We start from the raw sequence: 17,185 nt of genomic DNA, 5'->3' as shown, positions 1-17,185 counted from the left end.
AGCACGACGGACCGCCCTCCCACGAGGTCCTCCGCGTACCCACGAGGGCCTTCGCCCCCACACAGCAAGCCTGCGCGCGACTCGGCACCGATCCCCAGCGACTCCCGGTGCACCAGCTGCCGCCCGCCCACCGGGACGGGCAGCGCCCCCGCCACGCACTCCGCAGAAGAACACCGGAGGAAGCCATGTCCCACCCCCACATCAGCCGACGACACGTGCTCCAGGCAGGAGGCGCGGCCGGGCTGGCCTCAGCGCTCGGCCTCGCAGGACAGCCAGCAGCGGCTGCCAACCGGCCCACGACCCGGATCACCGATCTCGGTCCCGCTGTGGTCCAGTTCTCGCTCATGAGCGCAGTACTGATCGGCGACACCATGTACATCGGCTCACGGAACATCGACCCCGTGCGCATCATCGCGCTCCACCTGCCGACCCGCACCGTTGTGGCCCAGACCGATCTCACCAACGGCCACTCCATCCAGGCCCTGGCAGCCGACCCGACCGGCAGGTACCTGTACGCGGGCATCCTGCAGAAGGCGGACGTGGGCAAGCCCAACCTGTTCCGCTGGGACCTGACCACGCCCGGCACCCCCGCCGAGGCCATCGGCCGCATGGGCGACCGTGACGTACGGGCCCTCGCCGTGGCGCCCGACGGTGTCCTGTACGCCGTGGGCGGCGGCGCCGAGACGGCTCCCGCCCTGTGGGAGTGGAACCCCGGGACCCGCGAGGTCCGCAACGCGGGCACCCCGGGCCCCAAGGGCACCCTCGTGCGCGCCGTCGCGGCGACCGGCACGACCGTGTTCTTCGGCGCGGGAACCACCTTCAACGGCGGCGGCGACACCGGCAGGGCCACCCTCTACGCCTACGACCGGTCCGCCGGGACCTTCACTTCGGTCGCACCCCCGGAGATGGAGAACGATCCGAGCATCCGGGACCTGGCGGTCATGGGCGACACACTCGTCGTCGGCTCCGCCGGGTCGACGGAGCCGTCGAAGGTCGTCCTCATGGACCTGAACGACCTGTCCTCGTACACCGTCGCGACGTCGACCGGGACGGTCGCCAAGTCGTTCACGGAGATCGGCGACACGGTGTACTTCGCCGGTGAGGACGGCATCCACGGCTACGACAAGCGGTCCGACACCATCGCGCCGGTCGAGTTCGACGGACCTGACCTGGGTGAGATCTGGGGCGTGGACAGCCGGGACGGAAAGATCGTCGTCACCTCGGCCTTCGGCTTCGTCGCGGAGATCGACCCGGCCGCGGGCACCTCGACGGTCACCGAACTCGGGGAAGCGGGCGCCCCCGAGACCCCGCAGACCGCCATGGGCCTCGCCGCGGGCGACGGTTACGTGTACGTCGGCGGGACGGGCACCCTCGCCCGGCACTCACTGCGCACCGGCGAGGTCGTCAACCTGCGCGCGCCCGGCGAGGCCAAGGACTGCGTCGTCCATGACGGGGCCCTGTACACCGGCCAGTACAACTCGCAGGGCATCTGGCGCCACGACCCCCACCACGACCAGCAGATGCGCCAGGTGGCCGACTTCCCGCACGAGCAGAACCGGCCGCTGGACGTCACGGTGGACCGGACGAACGGCCTCGTGCTCGCCGGGGTGCAGTCCGACACCGAGGGCGGCGGTTCGCTGTGGACGTACCACCCGGCGACAGGCCGGTCCCGCTGCTTCGTCGACCCCGTCGACGCGATGCAGTGCGTCCGTGGCATCGCGAGCCAGGACGGCGTGGCGTACCTCGGCGGTGACAACACCCTCGCCACCGGACCACGCAGCACCGTGGTGGCGTTCGATCCCGTACGCGGCGAGGAGCTCTGGCGCATCGACCCGCAGCAGACGGCGGGCACAGCGGCTCTGGCGGTCAGGGGACGACACCTCTACGGCCTGTCACGCAAGGGCGGCCTCTTCGTCATCGACCTCCGCCGGCGCACCCTCGTGCACCGGGCGGACATCAGGCAGGTCTGCAACGGCTTCGCCGCCCTGGTGACCAACCGCGGTGTGGTGTACGGAGTCTCCGACACGACCGTGTTCCGCTTCGACCCCCGCACCTTCGCCGTCAGCACCGTCGTCCCCGCCGTCAACGGTGGCTGGTACAGCGGCTCCCACCTCACCAACGACGAGGCCGGCCATCTCTACACCATGCGCGGCCGCAACCTGATCCGGATCACCGACAGGCCGGGCCGCTGATCGTACGACCCAGTGGGGGAACGACTTCAGGAAGGGATACGGAAATGAACAAGAGGACAATGGTGCGGGCCTCGACCGCCCTCGTACTGGCGGGGGCACTCAGCGTGTTGTGCCTGAACGCCGCCGAAGCGGGCCAGGACAGACCGGACCGATCCGCGACGCAGCAGTCCCGGAGCAGCGCGCGTTCCGCACTGCTCGACATCGACTACCAGGACGGCAGCCTCGACTCGGGAATCCCCGGACTGACGACGACGCACGCCACCGCACACGACGCCTCGTCCGTCGTCAGGTCCGGCGACGACTACGCCATCACGCACAAGGTGACGCTCGGGGATCCCGGCTACGAGTCCGACGGGGCCCCGCGCAGTGAGAGCGCCACGAACAACATCCTCCAGGGCATATTCCAAGTGGGCGACGTGCGACGGTACGAGTTCAGTGTCCTCCTGAAGGACTGGAAGACCTACGAGCCGGGGGACTCGGAGAGCGGCGACATCATCTTCCAGGGGAAGCACGCCGGCGGGAACTGGCCGTCCTTCTACCTGATGGCCAAGCGCAACGGCATCGCCTTCCGGTCACCCACGCTCGACCTGCAAGCCGTTGTGGTCGATGACTTCCGCCCGTACGTCAATCAGTGGATGACGTTCCGCGTGGACGTCCGCTGGACGGGCGACAGGACCGGCTACTACAGGATCTCCACCCGCACGCCCGGCGAATCGGAGTTCGCCCTGCGGAAGATGTACGAGAACGTGCAGACCTTCCACCCCAAGAACCCCACGGATCTCGGCTACATCAAGTGGGGCCTTTACCGGCCCGGCCAGAGCATCGAGAACGGAGACGTTCCGACGCGGATCGTGCAGCACGACAACATCAGCATTCAGGATCTCGCGGGCGAGTGAGCCGGAAGGGGCGGGAGCCGGGCCCGCCCCGGGCTCCCGCTCTGCCGCTCATCTCCGGCTCAGCCGGCACACCATGGAACCCGGCATGTGTGGGGCGCCGTTCCTGCCGGGCACAAAGCCCTGATCACCGCCTTGCGGCTCGCTCGCCAGGCCCGCAGGGAACACGCCAGGTGGACACGCAGCTCGACCGCTTCCCGTTCGCCGCTGTTCTGACCAGGATGTTCGATGGCCCATTGTTCCGCCAGGAAGTCGTACATTTCAGCGGTTGTCAGGTCGCTATCAGGACAGGTACGTGCAACGTCCACCTTGACGATCCGGGCGCTCCGGAAACCCACAGTTTGGTCGACGAGTTCCCTGACCCATGCCAGCCCCTGCTCGTCTGCGTACAAGCCGAATCTCAGAATTCGAGTCCTCATGATGGCGCAAACCTACTGATTATCAGCGTTCAGTGACAGCGTTTAACCTTCAACGGCACAGGACGCGAGGCAGGCATTCCGCGAGTCGTCAGGGCTGGGGCGCCGGGTGCGCGGGCGAGCTGTTCATCCAGGCCGTGTCGAGCTGCTGCAGGGCGATGAGGTGTCGCCCTGGCGGGCGTGCCCGACGGCGTTCGGTTCCGGCTCATGGCCAAGGGTCCCGGGCCGGCGATATCCGAGGCGGACCGCACCGGTCTCCATATGCCCCTCCCCGCGAGCGCCCTGGCCACCCACGAGGAGGCCGTCCGCCGCGGCGACGGAGACCTGGGCTGCGCCGCCGTCGGCCGTACCGTCCCCGCGGTACTCGCAGGGCCCTGGAGTGCCGGTCCTCTCTCTGGCATGCTCTCGCCAAGCAACGCGCGTAGAACGAGTGGAACTCAAGTGGGGACGGGACATGTGTGAGCAGTGCGGTCCGGCCGGCGGCGCCGCTGAAGAACCACTGGACGTGCGACCGGCGGGCCCGTCACGCAGAAGGCTGCTCGGCGTCGGCGCCGGGCTCGGAGTGGCGTTGACGGGCGTACCGGCCCTGACCTCGTCGGCCGCGGCGGCGACGCTCAAGGACGGACGGTGGTGCAACCCCGCCCGCGGGCACTTCCCCGCAGGCGGCTACTACGGGGCCCCGCGCGGCCCCTACCCGCACGCGGGCCAGGACGTGACCAACTCGACGGGTACGGCCGTCTACGCCGCGGCCGCCGGCACCGTGGTGCGCCGCGGCACCGGCGTACTGTCGGGGCGTACCGGGAACGGCCTGGTCATCTCGCACGGCGGCGGGCGGTACACCTACTACGGGCACCTCAGCGCGTTCCGGGTCCCGCTCAACGCCAAGGTCGCCGCAGGGCAGCGCATCGCCGACATGGGCGCCACGGGCCATGTGACCGGCCCCCACCTCCACTTCGAGGCCCACAGCGGAGGGCTGGGTTCCACGGTCAACCCGGTGTCGTACCTCGCCGCTCGGGGTGTGGACCTGGGCGGTGGCTGGCCGGCCATCGACCCCGGTGCAGTGGGCGCGACGGTGAAGGCCGTCCAGTACCTGATCACCCGGCGTGGCACCGCGCTGGTCGCCGATGGCAACTACGGATCGGTCTCGGTCAAGGCGGTCAAGGAGTTCCAGTCCTCCCGTGGTCTGGTGGCGGACGGTCAGATCGGTCCGAAGACCTGGCCGAGCCTGGTCTACTCGCTCCAGCGGGGCAGCTCCGGAGGGCATGTGCGCGCCCTTCAGGTGGTGCTGAACAAGCACAGTGCGGGACTCGCCGTCGACGGTGATTTCGGCTCGGTGACCAACTCCGCCGTCCGCACCCATCAGAGCGCCAACCGCCTGGTCGTCGACGGCAAGGCGGGCCCGAAGACCTGGGAGGCCCTCGTCGGGTGACGGTCGCGCCGACTGACGGTGCGACCGTGTGCGGGGTGGTCGGCGTGTTGTCTATCCCGGCGCATCGCACCGTGCTTTCCCGCATGATGGGGCGTCGATGACTGATTGCCGAGGAAGCCGGGTGAGTATGGACGCGATATGTGACTTACAGCCGTTGTGGACGGACCGGCTGACGCTCCGTCTGTTCGCGGAGAACGACCTGGACGACATGTACGCGTATCAAGGACTGCCCGAGGTGGCCCGGTATCTCTACCGGCCGCCGCGTGATCGGGCTCTCTGCGTGGAGGTCATCGAACGCATCGGACAGGGCACCCCCTGGAAGGAGGACGGCGACAGCCTCACGCTGGCGGTCTGCCGTCGCGACGCACCGGGGGTGATCGGTGAGGTGATGGTCTCGCTGTCGGCCGCGCACGCCGGGCAGGCCGAGATCGGGTGGGTCTTCCACCCCGGCCACGGGGGCCGGGGGTACGCCACCGAGGCCGCACTCGCCCTGCGCGATCTGGCCTTTCAACAGCTTTCCGTGCACCGCCTGTTCGCCCGCGTCGACGCGGAGAACACGGCCTCCGTACGGATCTGCGAGCGGCTGTCGATGCGCCGGGAGGCGCACCTGATCGAGAACGATCGCGACGACCGGGGCTGGGGCAGCGAGTACGTCTACGCGATCCTCGCCCGGGAGGTCGAACCCGCCTCCGGACCGGCGCGCACCGGCATCCTTGACGAGAAGGGCTGACCATGACCGAAACGGACGTGACCGACGCGGACGCGCCGAAGGGCGGGATCCAGGAGCTCGACCGCCGGGCCGTGCTGCGCAGCGCGGAGATCGTCGCGCAGGTCCGCGACGACCAGTGGGACGACCCCACCCCGTGCGGCACCTGGTCGCTGCGGCGTCTCCTCGCCCATATGACCGCGCAACACCTCGGCTTCGCCGCAGCCGCCGAGGGCGGACCGGTCGACGAGGCGGTCTGGCGGGAGACACCGCTCGACGACCCCCGCCGCGCGTACGCCGACTCCGTCGACCGGGTCCTCGACGCGTTCGCCGCCGACGGCGTACTGGACCGTGAGGTCGTCCTGCCGTGGATCCACCCGACGTTCAGGTTCGCCGCCCCCCGCGCGATCGGCTTCCACCTCGTGGACTACGTGGTGCACGGCTGGGACGTCGCGGCTTCGCTCGGCATCCGGGCGGCCTACGACGAGGATCTCGTGCTCGCCGCCGCCGAGGTGGCCCGCAAGGAGGTGCCCGACGGGCCGTCGCGGGAGCGGCCCGGTGCTTCGTTCCGCCCGGCGGTCGAGCTTGCCGGTGCGGCGAGCGCCGAGGACCGCCTGCTCGCGGCGCTGGGCCGCGACCCGCGGTGGTCGCCGAAGTAGCGGGTCAGGTGCCGGGACCGCCCGATCCGGCTCACTGGTGACGAGGGGACTGCGCCGCGCCGAGCGCGTACCAGAACGCTGCTTCCTCCTCCTCGCCCTCCGCCTGCGCGACATCGCCCAGGAGCGTGAGCAGGGCGGCGGGGAGCGGGTGCGGGAGTGGGAGCGGGGGTGGTACGGGGTCGGGGGCAGGAGGGGGCGGAGTGTCGGTGTGGGGTTGCTGCGGCTCGTCCGGGGGTGTCGGTGGTGCGTAGAGCTCGCGGGCCCGCGACTGCTGTCCTTCGCTCATCAGCAGCTCCGCGTACATTTCGCGCGCCTCGGCGGCGGTTTCGGCGTCCGCGCACTCGATGGCCTGCTCCAGCCAGGGGTATGCCTCCTCCGGCCGGCCGTCCGCGGCCAGTACCCGGCCGAGCAGCAGCAGCGCCTGCGGACGGTGCTCGGTGTCCTGCGAGTGGGCCAGTGGCAGCAGGGTCTGTTCCGCCTCGGGCAGCAGGCCCAGGCGGAACAGGGTGCTGCCGAGGTAGCGCCGGGCCAGCGGGTCGACGGACGGATCGCCTGCGGCGAGGGCGTCGGTCAGCAGGCGGCGGGCTGATTCGAGGTCGTTGACGGAACGCCGGACCACGCCGAGCAGCGCACCGGCCCAGGGGGTCGTGCGCGGGCCCGCCAACTCCATTACCGCCTGCAGCAGTTCTCCGGATGCCTGCACCTCCCCGGTGTCCAGCAGATACTCCGCCGCACGCAGATAGGCGAGAGCGAGGCCCTCCTCGTCGTCCGAGTCCTCCTCCCGGACCAGCAGTTGGCCCGCGGCGTCGGGCTCCCGGTGCAGCAGCCGCACCGCCAGATAGGCGCGTGCCACCTCGGTGACCTGGGACGGCTCGCCCGCGACAACGGTGCGCAGCAGCTCCTCGGCGGCCTCGCCCTCGCCGTCCTCGATCAGGCACTTGGCCAGGTGGAACCGCCCGAACTGGGAAGCGGCACCGGCGTCCGCCTCCGCCGCGGCCCGGAACTCGCCCAGCCCCTCCTTCCGCCGGCCCATGGCGACGAGCACCGTGCCCAGCACGGCGCGCGCCCAGACCACGGCCGTGGCCTCGTCCGCGCCGGCCACCACCCGCAGCAGGCTCTCCGCCCGCTCGTAGTCCCCGGCACCGGCGAGCATGCCCGCCAGGTCCATGCCGGCGATCAGCGACCACTGCGGATGCCCGGAGTCGATGGCGACGCGGTACGCGCGCTCGGCCTCCTCGACGCGGCCGTCCAGAGCGAGGAGGTCCCCGAGGAAGTCGGCCGCCCGGGGGCCCTGATGGGGGTGCGCGGAGTCGATGACGGCAGTCAGCAGTTCTGCCGCCGCCGCCCCGTCGCCCCTCTTGTTCGCGAGCATGACCGCGAAGTCGACCTGGGCCGTCCGGGACCAGTGCTGGTGACCGGAGTCGATGGCGACGCGGTAGGCGCGCTCGGCGTCCTCGACGCGGTCGTGCAGGGCGAGTACCTCGCCGAGGACGGCGGCGGCGTACGGGCCCAGGTTGGGGTGGGCCGAGTCGATGACGGCGGTCAGCAGTTCCGTCGGCCGGGTCAGGTCCTCGTCCAGGGCCGCGAGCACGACGGCGAACTCGATCCGGGCCATCGCCGACCAGTCCGGATGGCCGGTGGCGATCGCGCGCCCGAACCATTCCTCGGCGGCGGGACGATCGCCCTGGTTGGCGTACCACTCGCCGAGCCCGCAGGTCGCGCGCGGCCCGTGGCCGGGATGACCGGAAGCGGCCGCCTCGTGCAGCAGGGCCATTCCCTGCTCGATCCGGCCCTGCGGGTGCAGCACCACGGCCAGCAGGATCTTGGCGTACGAATCGAGCAGGGGATTGCCGGAGGCGATCAGCTCCCGCAGGATCCGCTCGGCCTCCTCGGCCCGGCCGCGCACCATCAGCAGCTCGCCCAGGCCCACCTGGGCCAGCGGCACCGCGTGCGACTGTCCGCCGGCCAGCACCGAGCGCAGCACCTCCTCGGCGCGGTCCAGCTTTCCCCGGCCGGCCAGTACCCCGCCGAGGTTCGCCCGTGCCACCGCGGTGACCTGCCCCGCCATCGACTCGCCCATCGCCCGGGAGAGCGCCCACGGCTGCTCGACGGGCTCCGCCGTACCGCCGCGCGAAAATCCCGTACCCACCCGGGACTTGCCCCGGTCCGCACCCGCCGCCTGACCGGTCCGTACACCGGCGGCTTCACCGGCCCCGGCCAGCGCGTTGACCAGCTGCGCCTGCGCCCGGTGCGCCACCTCGTGGTCCCCGGCGGCGACGATCGACTCCAGCAGCCGCTCGGCGCGGTCGCTCTCGCCCTCCGCGAAGAGCAGGGCCGCCAGGCTGACCTGGGCCATCTGGGAGAGCTGGGGATCGAGGGCGCTCACGGCGCTCTCCAGCAGCTGGCGCGAACGTTCCCGGTCACCGGCCATCATGAGGATCTCGGCCAGCATGACCTGTGCCAGCGGGACCACACTGTCCACGGTGGTGGCGGCGGCGCGTTCGAACCGGTCCGCCGCCGCCGTGAACTCCGCCCGGTAGAGATACATCTCGCCGAGCACCAGCATCGCCCACGCCGCGCCGTCCCGGTCGTCCGAGCCGTCCGCCACCCGCCGCAGCATCCGCTCGGCGGTCTCCGACTCGCCCCGGACCAGCGCCGTGTACGCGCTCGGCAGGAGTTCGGCGGCCGTCCGGCTGCCTGCCAGGTACTCCCAGGCGAACCGCGGCACCGCGGCCGAGGGATCGTCGTCGCGGGTGTCCAGGTACTCCGACATGTACGGAGTACCGGCGTACTCTGCGGGACCGTCGGGCGCCCCCGTGCGGTGGAGCAGTGCGATGGTGCCCGCCACCGGTTCCCGGGCCCAGGCCAGACCGGTGCGGTACGTGCTCTCGTCGGCGTCCAGATCCGGGCGGTGCTCGGCCAGGTAGGCGGCGAACAGCTCCCGCAGCGCGGACTCGGGGACCGGCTCGGCCACCCCCATGCGCAGCCAGTCCAGGGCCACCCTGGCCAGCGCCCACCCGGCCGGGCAACTGTCGATCCCGTCCGCGAAGCGCTGCTCCAGGCTGGGCGCGGCGACCATGAGTTCGCCGATGCCCCGGGCCGTGAAGTCCTCCTCGGGGTACGCCGCCCGGGCGGTCGCGGCGTCCTCGGGGGCGAGCAGCGACGGCAGTTCGACAGTGCTCGCCTTGTTCAGGACGGTGCGCGCGATACGGCCGATCTCGCTCTCCATCCCGGTCAGCGCGGCCCGTTGCGCGGCCGGGATCGTCGCCACGACGGTGACGGCCGGCTCCCGCCGGGCCAGCCGGTCCAGGATCTGCAGATCGAGGCCGCCCGGCCGGAGATAGCGGTGCAGATCGTCCAGCCAGAGCACCACCGGGTCGGACCCGGTGGGCAGCCGGAGCCGGCTGAGATCGTCCAGGACCCGGCGGCCCGAGTCGTCCGGGCGTGGCACGACCAGCCGGGCACCCGGCACCGTACGGACCAGCGCCTCGTACAGGGTCCGGGACTTGCCCGCCTTCGAGCGCCCGGCCAGCACCACGAACCGCCGGTCCGCGAGGAGTTCGCCGAGCCGGTCGTCCTGGGCGCGGCGGGGTACGTACGGAGCGCCGGCCCCCGGATCGCCGCCTCCGGAGCCGCCGTACTTGGAGCGGGCCACCCCGATGTCGTACGGGTCCACCTCGTCGACCCGGGGGATCTCGCCGTCCTCGGTAAGCGGGACCCACAGCAGGCTCTCCAGCCGGTCCCGCAGTTCGGTGCCGGTCGAGCCCTTGACGTGCTGCCCGAGCTCCGGCCAGTAGCGGACGAGCGTCTCGACCTTGATCGCGTACGCGGTGCGCCGGTCCACCGAGGTCACCGTGTCGCGGGCGACCAGCATGCCGACGACGCCCCGGCTGTTGACGTCCCACACGGGGGAGCCGGAGAAGCCTTTCTCCAGTCCCCAGCCGGTGTGCGGGGCGGCCTCCACCTGGAGCCACTCGCTGCCCGCGTGGCCGATGATCTCGCCCCGCACCGGGACGCCCCGGCGCCGGTGCTCCTCGGGGTAGCCGTAGGCCCGGAAGCGGTGGTCCCAGGTGCCGGGGTCGGTGGTCCGCAGCGGGGCCGGCCGGGCCTCCGGGGGTGCGGGCGCACCGAGTTCGAGCACCGCGACATCGCCCGTCCCGTCCCCGGTGTCGGGATGCCAGCCGCCCGGCACCACGGAGGCGGGCAGCGGCTCGTGCCCGGAGGCGTACTGGAACCCTACGAAGACCGGCTGCTCGGGCACGTCCGGAGCCCTGCCGGGGCGTACGACATGGGCGCAGGTCAGCACGTGCCGCGGGGTGACCAGCAGTCCGGCGCCCACCGGGTCGCCGTGCCCGGTCCTGCGGATGCTCACCAACCAGGGGGGACGCTCCCAGTCGGGGGCCACCGGGTTCAGGCCGTACGGTCCGGGTCGGGCCGGGTCCAGCGGACCTTGACCATGAAGTGGCCCTCCACCGCGGTCTTGGCGATCACCACCCCGGACTCGGCGTTGAACTTCATCCCGAACTCGATCTCGTACTCGTCCGGCCCCAGCGCCCGGACCGAGTCCACCACCGACCGGATCGCGGGCCGGGCCTGGGCGAGGGCGTCCTCCAGCCGGCGGCCGGCCCGGACGACCTCGCCCGAATCCCGGGAGATCCGTTCGAGCCCCGGTGCGTCATCGGCCACCTCGACCTGCAGCGAGGCCCCGTCCGGTCCGTCGAAGGACACTACCTCGGTCATCAAGTCCCCTTGGAATGAAGGTTATTGAGCAGGGCAAGGGATTTCGGTGGGTCGATCATAATGGCCGCGACAGCGGATCGGCGCAGGATCCGGGGATGCGATGATGTGCACCTTCGGTGCGGCCCGGGAGGGCCTCGCCGGGTCGGCGCACCCGGGGGACGGAGACCGTCGTGAACGATGCCGGACATGAGACCGCCGCCCTGGAGTACGCCGGGACGGGCGGGGCAGGCGGTGGGGCAGACGGGACGGAGGCCGCGGACGCGCTGCGGGAGCTCGGGCAGGCGTTCCGCCGGGCCGCGTCGGCGCTTGGTGAGGTGGACGGCGGTGCGGGCGGCGCCCATGCGCTCGCCGCCCTGTACGACCTGGACGAGGCGCTGGAGGAGAGCCGCGCGCTCGCCGACGTGCTGCCGGGACTGCTGGCCGCCGCCATGCCCGGGGACCAGGTCGCGGCCGGTACCGAGGAACTGATGCGGCAGCTCGCCGAGGTCGCCGACCGGGTCGGGAGCGAACGCGCCGCGCTGGACGAGCTCGCCGCCGCCGAGGAGGAGCTGCGCGACCGGCTCGCCCGGCACGGGGCGCTGCGCCGGCAGGTCGACGAACTGCGCCGCCTGGAACGGCTGGTGCTCGCCCTGGACGCCCTCCAGGAGCAGCAGCAGGTCATCGCGGACCGGCTGGCCGCCCTGCGGGGCCGGGACACCGGGGTCGACGAGGCGCTGCGCACCAGCAGCGACGCCCTGGTGCGGCTCTCCGACGACCAGCTCGCCGCTCTCGCCCCGCAGACCCGGCAGCTCCTCGAACGGGCCGCCACCGCGCAGCACGCACTGGCCGCCGAGGAACGCGAGAGCCAGGACGCGGCCACCGAACTCGTCAGGTCCGAGGAGCGGTTGGCGCAGATCCGGGACGCGTGCGGCGCACGGATCGCCTCGTTGCGGAAGTACGCGGCCGTCGACCGGGAACTGGCCCGAGCGCTGGCCGCGCCCCAGGGGATGGCCGCCGGCACGGGCACCGCTCGGCAGCGGCTCTCCCTGGCCGAGGTGGAAGCCGCCACCGCCGACATCGAGAACCGGCTCCGCGCGGCAGACGAGGCGCTCGGGCAGGTACTGACGGAGCGCGAGGCCCAGGACCGCGAGGGGCGGTTCACCGTCCCGTGGGCGGGCTAGTACTGCAATCGCGGTTGCTGGCAGGGCGGTTGTGATCTCTACCGGTGACTGCGGTGGTGTTCTGCTGTGTGTCTGTGGATCTCGGGTTGGGCGGATCGAAGCCCGGCGGAGCGCGGGGTGGCGGAACTCCGGGAAGGTGGTGTGGTGCGCGATCCCACTCGCGGAGACCAAGGCCTGGCGGCCGCTTGGCGGTCAGCGCGTGACGAACTGCGTCAGGATCGCCTGCACCTCATAGATGTTGACCCCCTTGGTGAAGGTCTTCTCTATCGGTGTCGCGCTCCCCGACACCCAGATCTTCAGCTCGGCATCCAGGTCGAAGTGGCCGGCCGTCTCCACGGAGAAGTGCGTGATGCTGCGGTACGGCAGCGAGTGGTACTCGATCTTCTTGCCGGTCAGCCCCTGCTTGTCGATCAGGATCATGCGCCGGTCCGTGAGCAGGATGGCGTCCCGTATCAGCTGGTAGGCGCCGTGGACCTGCTCGCCCTGGCCGAGCAGCCGGGCGTACTCCCGCGCGGCCTTGCCCGGATCGATGGTGTGCGCGTTGCCGAACAGTGCCACTGGGGTCCCCGTCTGTCGTCCTGCCGTTCTGTTTTTCGGTCGTTCAGTGAACGGGTGAGTTCGTAGGCGAGTTCCCCGGCGCTCCGAGGGCCTACTTGCAGGTGTGTGAGGCATCCGGGTCCGAGTCGTGGCGTGGTCGGCCCCGACGCTGTAGGGCGGTCGTGGGACAGGTGCGGGGCAGCGACCGAGCGCGCGGTGATCGTCTTCGGGTCCCGGTGTGGCCGATGGAGCAGTTGATGTCGTGGCTGAAGTGGCTGACGCAGAACCGGTGTTGGCGATGGAATGCCACGGGGGAGCAATGAGCGGTGAAGGCGGCGGGCAGCCCCGCCTGCGGGCATCCAGCGACCGGCTGACGAAGCTCGCCAATGACCTCGACGACATGCAGACGTACCTGGACAAGCAGGTCAAACGCATGGACGAGATCGTCGACGGCATCGAGGCGGGGTGGCGCGGCCCGGCCGCGAAGACCTACCGGGATCTGCACAGGGGAGTGGCCGAGGACGCCGTACGGATCCGCATGGTGATCCAGCGCCTTGAGCAGGCTGTACGCCTGAGCCGGGACGGCTTCTCGGAGCAGGATCTGGACGTCATGGAGCAACTGCGGCAGGTCCAGTCCGGGACGGATGTGAAGGCGGAGGTGGACGAGCTGTCGACGCCGAACACCGCACCGCCGGCGGCGCCGAGCAGCCGGCTCGCCGAGTTGTGAGTACGGGGGAATGATGACGGACGACGAGCACATAACGGTCGACTTCGCGACGCTTCAGCGGCTTTCCGGTGATCTCGAGACCATCCTCAAGAAGCTCAACGAGCAGCTCGACCTGCTGTACGGCCGGGCCGAGAAGGCTGTCCTGACCTGGGAGGGCGAGGCCCGCGAGGCCTTCATCGACGAGCTCGACAAGTGGGACCACTCCGCGGACGACCTGCGCGCGGCGCAGAAGTGGCTGCACGAGGTCGTCACCACGGGGCACATCAACTACGCGGCGGCGCACCAGGCCGTGCTGCGGGGTTGGGGCGCCGCCTGATGGGCACCCCGCCCTCACCGTCGGCGAACGGCGGCTACGACGTCCAGCCGGTGCACGTCCACCATGCGGCCGACCTGCTGAAGGAAGCCCAGTTCGGCCATGCGGAGCGAGCGTTCCTCCTCGTCGACGTACTCAACGAGTACAACCAGAGTGCCGGTACGGGCCGGGGCGCGGACGCCTTCGCGGACGCCTACATGGAAGTCACCTCGAAGTTCCTCGAAGTGTGGGGCCGCAGCGTGGTCAGCGTCGGCGGGGCGTCCATCGGCCTGAACCACACCGCCAACCACTACGTTCTGGCCGAGTGGCAGGTCGGCGGTGCGAAAGGTGCGCAGCCGAGGAATACGCCGGAGCCGGTGGTTATCAACAAGCCGCCACGGTACGGGCCCGTCAACCCCATCAAGTGGTCGGGCACCGGGGAGGACGTCGACTCCTGGTGGATCTCCGGGGTCATCGGCGAGTTCCCGGACTTCCTCGCGGACATCATCAGACCTGCCATCGAGAAGGGCCTCCGCCTCGGCAAGGTGCACGAGATCACCCCGGGCATCAAGGAGGACGAGGTCCGGGACATGGCCAAGGCGTGGCGGAAGATCGCCTCCGACGGAGTGAAGGCATCCGACGACTGCAACGCTGCCATCGCCGGGATCACCAATCCCAAGGACAAGGGCGAGTGGCAGGCGGCCATGCGGTCCTTCGGCCAGACCATCTGGGGCACCACGGCGTGGGGCCGACAGTTGGACACCGCAGGAGCACGAAGCCAGACGGGACGCCAATGGCGTACCAGCAAGGACGTCACGCCGGACAAGAGGCGTCCCATCATCGACGTCCTGAAGAAGTCCGCGGATGAGATCGCGGAGGTCCTCGACCATCTGTGCGACGTCGGCGACAAGACCACCGCGTTCACGAGCCAGGCGGGTATCAACGCGGCGAAGGCCACGGCTGCGGATCTCACCGAACTGAGCTTCTCGAACCTGACCAGGCTGGCGGTCGGCGGGATCGTCGGGCGGATCGTGCTCTCATTCCGGTCCCACATGGACAAGTCAGGGTGCGACAGGGTGGTCGCCGAGTACCACAAGGAGTTCACCGAGGCCGCGGGCAAGCTCAAGGCTCTTCTCCCGGAACTCGAGATCGCGAGCACGAGCGCGCCGACCTACCAGGCCGAGATCGCCCGTGCCCGCGCCTTCGGTGCCCGCTCGCTCAACGAGTTCAAGAAGGAACACCGGTGGCAGATCGGCGGGGAGAGCCCCTTCCCGTACATGTACTCCCTCGACCTGGCGACGAACGAGGGGCTGAACGGCTCCCACACCATCGACAAGCACGTCGGCAAGACGGACGAGCAGCTTCTGCAGCGGATCAAGGACGAGCAGCGCGCGAACGGCAAGTACGACATCCTCACGGCTTCGTCCTTCACGGACCTGAGTTCGGCGCAGAAACATACTCAGTACAATATTCGCGAGCACACGCCGCAGATCCAGAACTGGCTCAAGAATCCTCCACCCCCGAAGGACCTGGTCATCGAGGTCGCCTCGGTCCCGAACCAGGGCCCGCCCTACGGTTCCGTGACTGGCCGGACAGTCGTGGTGGACACTAGCAGCAGCACGGTGCAGCCGGCCCGGGACGCTCTTGGTGTGACCTCTCGTCTGAAGTACGACGGGAGCCTGAATCCGCCTTTCGTCGTCTACACCTCGGCGCCGAAATAATGGAGCGAATGATGCGGAAAGACGAGCTCGATGCGCGGGCCTGGTCGGATGCGCTCAAGCTGTACGAATGGCTCTGCACGTTCGTCGGCGTCGCTCGGCGCGAACACGAAGAATGGTGGCTCGATGTCGGGTCGATCATGCGTCTCGAGACCCGGGACCCCCGGGGCTGGGAGTCCATCGACCCCTACGAGGGCGAGGAAGAGCGCCTGGACGACCCGCTCTACCCATGGTGGGATACACCCTCCACGCCTGCGGATGTGGAGCGCTACAGCGGGCGGGTGGGGGAACTCCCCAGAGAATCGGTGCGGTCGCTGCTTGTCCTGCTCGGAGTCGCAGCAAGTGGCGTGGACGTCTCCAGGACTTTTGGCTGGGAGGAGCACAGGCCGCAGAGGGAGCGCCGGGCTGAAATGATCCTGTCGCGTTTCCCTGCCGACACCCGCTTCTACACCAACCTCGGCTGGAAAGGCGACCTTCCCGACTTCTACCGGCAGTCGTCCCGAGGCCACGCCCCCTTCAGCGGATATGACTGGGACGCCGGTCTGATCGCCGTGAATGACGACGAGGTCGCTGTGTTCTGGAACTTCCAGAACACCTGACCTCCAAGCCGAACCGGAAAGCCGCATGCTCACCAGATCCGCCACCTACCCCGACCGCGAAACCGCCCACTGGGCAACCCAGCAGGTCGTTACCCGCAACGAACAGCACATCCACCGCTGGCTCGCCCAGGGCACCCGCCCCCGCTTCACCATCGAGGCCTCCTGGCCGTCCCGCGACGAGCCGGTGGGCCGGGTCCTGCTCCAGGCGATGATGCTCGCCGGACGCGACCCGGTGGACGTACGGGCCGCGCGCGTGATCCTCAGGCGTGAGCCGAGCAGCCCGCACGGCTTCGTCGTCCTCACCACTGTCCCGATCTACCTGTAGAGGCTGCGCCACCGTGTCCATGAAGCCCCTCGAATTCGACCGGCGCTACGGTGAGTTGGACCAGGTGATCAGCGCCTACCTGGGCATGCCCGCCGCCGAAGAGCCCGACAAGCCCAGCGAGGCCCTCCACGCCTACCTCCGCCACACCTGGCACACCCGCCCCTGGGCCCTGGCCACAGCCGAAAAGCAGATCCGCGACTACGCCCGCAATCCACCGGGCCGCCTGCGTCTGAGCCTTGGAGAGTTCTACCCGGTCCCGGACGTCGGCCTGCCCGAATCGGATATCCAGAACTGGCTGCTCGCCGTCGCCGACCACATCAAGCAGTCGATCGAGGACGGTGCGGCCCCGAAGCCCTCGGCCCCCCTGACCCACTGGGAGTGGCACGCCCGCTTCCCCGAACTGGGCCAGTTCCTGGGCGGCTGGTTCTCCCAGGACATGCCGGACGAGTTCGCGGACCATGAGGAGGCCGTGCGCGACTACTCCGACTCGACCGACCCCTACCTCGTCGCCCGGCTCATCGGCGAACTGCACGAACTTCTCGCGCTTCACCTCGACGAATCCGATTGCGCCCTCGCCGTGGCGGAGCTGGGGATGGAGGTGGAACCACCGCAGCCCTGCACCCCCGGTGCCTGGCTGGCTGCTGTCGCGGATGAACTGGGCAGGTTCCGGGCGGAGTACGAGGGGCCGGACGGGGCTGCCCAGTACTGCAATCACCGTTACTGGTGAGGTGGTTGTGAGCTCCGCCGCACTCACCGCGATCTGCGCCCGCAGGCTGCAAACAGGGGCCGCCG

Annotated in this window: 15 protein-coding genes; 12 read left to right on the top strand and 3 right to left on the bottom strand. The window is 70.3% G+C overall.

Annotated features, from left to right (window positions below; genetic code table 11):
* The first annotated feature begins 185 nt into the window (after positions 1–185).
* The 5 genes from OG842_RS09475 (at position 186) to OG842_RS09455 (ending at position 6,295) form a co-directional block, all read left to right on the top strand.
* Positions 186–2,192, top strand: coding sequence for an outer membrane protein assembly factor BamB family protein (locus tag OG842_RS09475; protein ID WP_266729205.1), 2,007 nt, complete (start codon positions 186–188; stop codon positions 2,190–2,192).
* Positions 2,193–2,236: 44 nt separating this feature from the next.
* On the top strand, positions 2,237–3,088 hold the full coding sequence (locus tag OG842_RS09470; protein WP_266729204.1) for a heparin lyase I family protein: 852 nt from the start codon (positions 2,237–2,239) through the stop codon (positions 3,086–3,088).
* Between the two features lie 975 nt (positions 3,089–4,063).
* Positions 4,064–4,930, top strand: coding sequence for a peptidoglycan-binding protein (locus tag OG842_RS09465; protein ID WP_266733490.1), 867 nt, complete (start codon positions 4,064–4,066; stop codon positions 4,928–4,930).
* A gap of 127 nt (positions 4,931–5,057) precedes the next feature.
* A complete protein-coding gene (locus OG842_RS09460) occupies positions 5,058–5,660 on the top strand; it encodes a GNAT family N-acetyltransferase (protein ID WP_266729203.1) in 603 nt (200 codons plus the stop codon).
* 2 nt (positions 5,661–5,662) lie between these two features.
* Positions 5,663–6,295, top strand: a complete 633-nt coding sequence (locus OG842_RS09455) for a TIGR03086 family metal-binding protein (RefSeq protein ID WP_266729202.1) — start codon at positions 5,663–5,665, stop codon at positions 6,293–6,295.
* A gap of 31 nt (positions 6,296–6,326) precedes the next feature.
* Here OG842_RS09455 and OG842_RS09450 read toward each other — a convergent pair whose 3' ends face one another.
* Both OG842_RS09450 and OG842_RS09445 read right to left on the bottom strand, forming a co-directional pair.
* The gene (locus OG842_RS09450; RefSeq protein ID WP_266729201.1) at positions 6,327–10,667 is read right to left on the bottom strand and encodes a tetratricopeptide repeat protein; all 4,341 of its coding nucleotides are present in this window, start codon (positions 10,665–10,667) and stop codon (positions 6,327–6,329) included.
* A gap of 38 nt (positions 10,668–10,705) precedes the next feature.
* On the bottom strand, positions 10,706–11,035 hold the full coding sequence (locus OG842_RS09445; protein ID WP_266729200.1) for a CU044_2847 family protein: 330 nt from the start codon (positions 11,033–11,035) through the stop codon (positions 10,706–10,708).
* A gap of 170 nt (positions 11,036–11,205) precedes the next feature.
* Between OG842_RS09445 and OG842_RS09440 the strand changes: the two genes are divergently transcribed.
* Positions 11,206–12,195 carry a hypothetical protein gene (locus tag OG842_RS09440; RefSeq protein WP_266729199.1) on the top strand — a complete coding sequence of 330 codons (990 nt, stop codon included), beginning with the start codon at positions 11,206–11,208 and terminating at the stop codon, positions 12,193–12,195.
* A 192-nt stretch (positions 12,196–12,387) separates the two neighbouring features.
* Here OG842_RS09440 and OG842_RS09435 read toward each other — a convergent pair whose 3' ends face one another.
* A complete protein-coding gene (locus OG842_RS09435; protein ID WP_328512187.1) occupies positions 12,388–12,753 on the bottom strand; it encodes a PH domain-containing protein in 366 nt (121 codons plus the stop codon).
* Positions 12,754–13,051: 298 nt separating this feature from the next.
* On the opposite strand from OG842_RS09435, the gene OG842_RS09430 reads away from it, so the two are divergent.
* The 6 genes from OG842_RS09430 to OG842_RS09405 are packed head-to-tail and all read left to right on the top strand — an operon-like array spanning position 13,052 to position 17,120.
* Entirely contained in the window at positions 13,052–13,459 is a 408-nt protein-coding gene (locus tag OG842_RS09430; protein WP_266729197.1) for a WXG100 family type VII secretion target, read from the top strand.
* 13 nt (positions 13,460–13,472) lie between these two features.
* Entirely contained in the window at positions 13,473–13,775 is a 303-nt protein-coding gene (locus OG842_RS09425) for a WXG100 family type VII secretion target (RefSeq protein ID WP_266733488.1), read from the top strand.
* Positions 13,775–15,472 (top strand): RNase A-like domain-containing protein, encoded by a 1,698-nt coding sequence (locus tag OG842_RS09420; protein ID WP_266729196.1) that lies wholly within the window; start codon positions 13,775–13,777, stop codon positions 15,470–15,472. Before OG842_RS09425 ends, OG842_RS09420 begins: the two co-directional genes overlap by 1 nt.
* Positions 15,473–15,480: 8 nt before the next feature.
* The gene (locus OG842_RS09415; protein WP_266729195.1) at positions 15,481–16,068 is read left to right on the top strand and encodes a hypothetical protein; all 588 of its coding nucleotides are present in this window, start codon (positions 15,481–15,483) and stop codon (positions 16,066–16,068) included.
* A 25-nt stretch (positions 16,069–16,093) separates the two neighbouring features.
* Positions 16,094–16,393 carry an RNase A-like domain-containing protein gene (locus OG842_RS09410; RefSeq protein ID WP_266729194.1) on the top strand — a complete coding sequence of 100 codons (300 nt, stop codon included), beginning with the start codon at positions 16,094–16,096 and terminating at the stop codon, positions 16,391–16,393.
* 13 nt (positions 16,394–16,406) lie between these two features.
* Positions 16,407–17,120 (top strand): contact-dependent growth inhibition system immunity protein, encoded by a 714-nt coding sequence (locus OG842_RS09405; RefSeq protein ID WP_266729193.1) that lies wholly within the window; start codon positions 16,407–16,409, stop codon positions 17,118–17,120.
* The last annotated feature ends 65 nt before the right edge of the window (positions 17,121–17,185 follow it).

The sequence above is a fragment of the Streptomyces sp. NBC_00376 genome (assembly GCF_036077095.1).
GTDB lineage: Bacteria > Actinomycetota > Actinomycetes > Streptomycetales > Streptomycetaceae > Streptomyces.
Note: the sequence above shows the minus strand (reverse complement) of the source record. Positions and strands in the feature narration are given on the sequence as shown.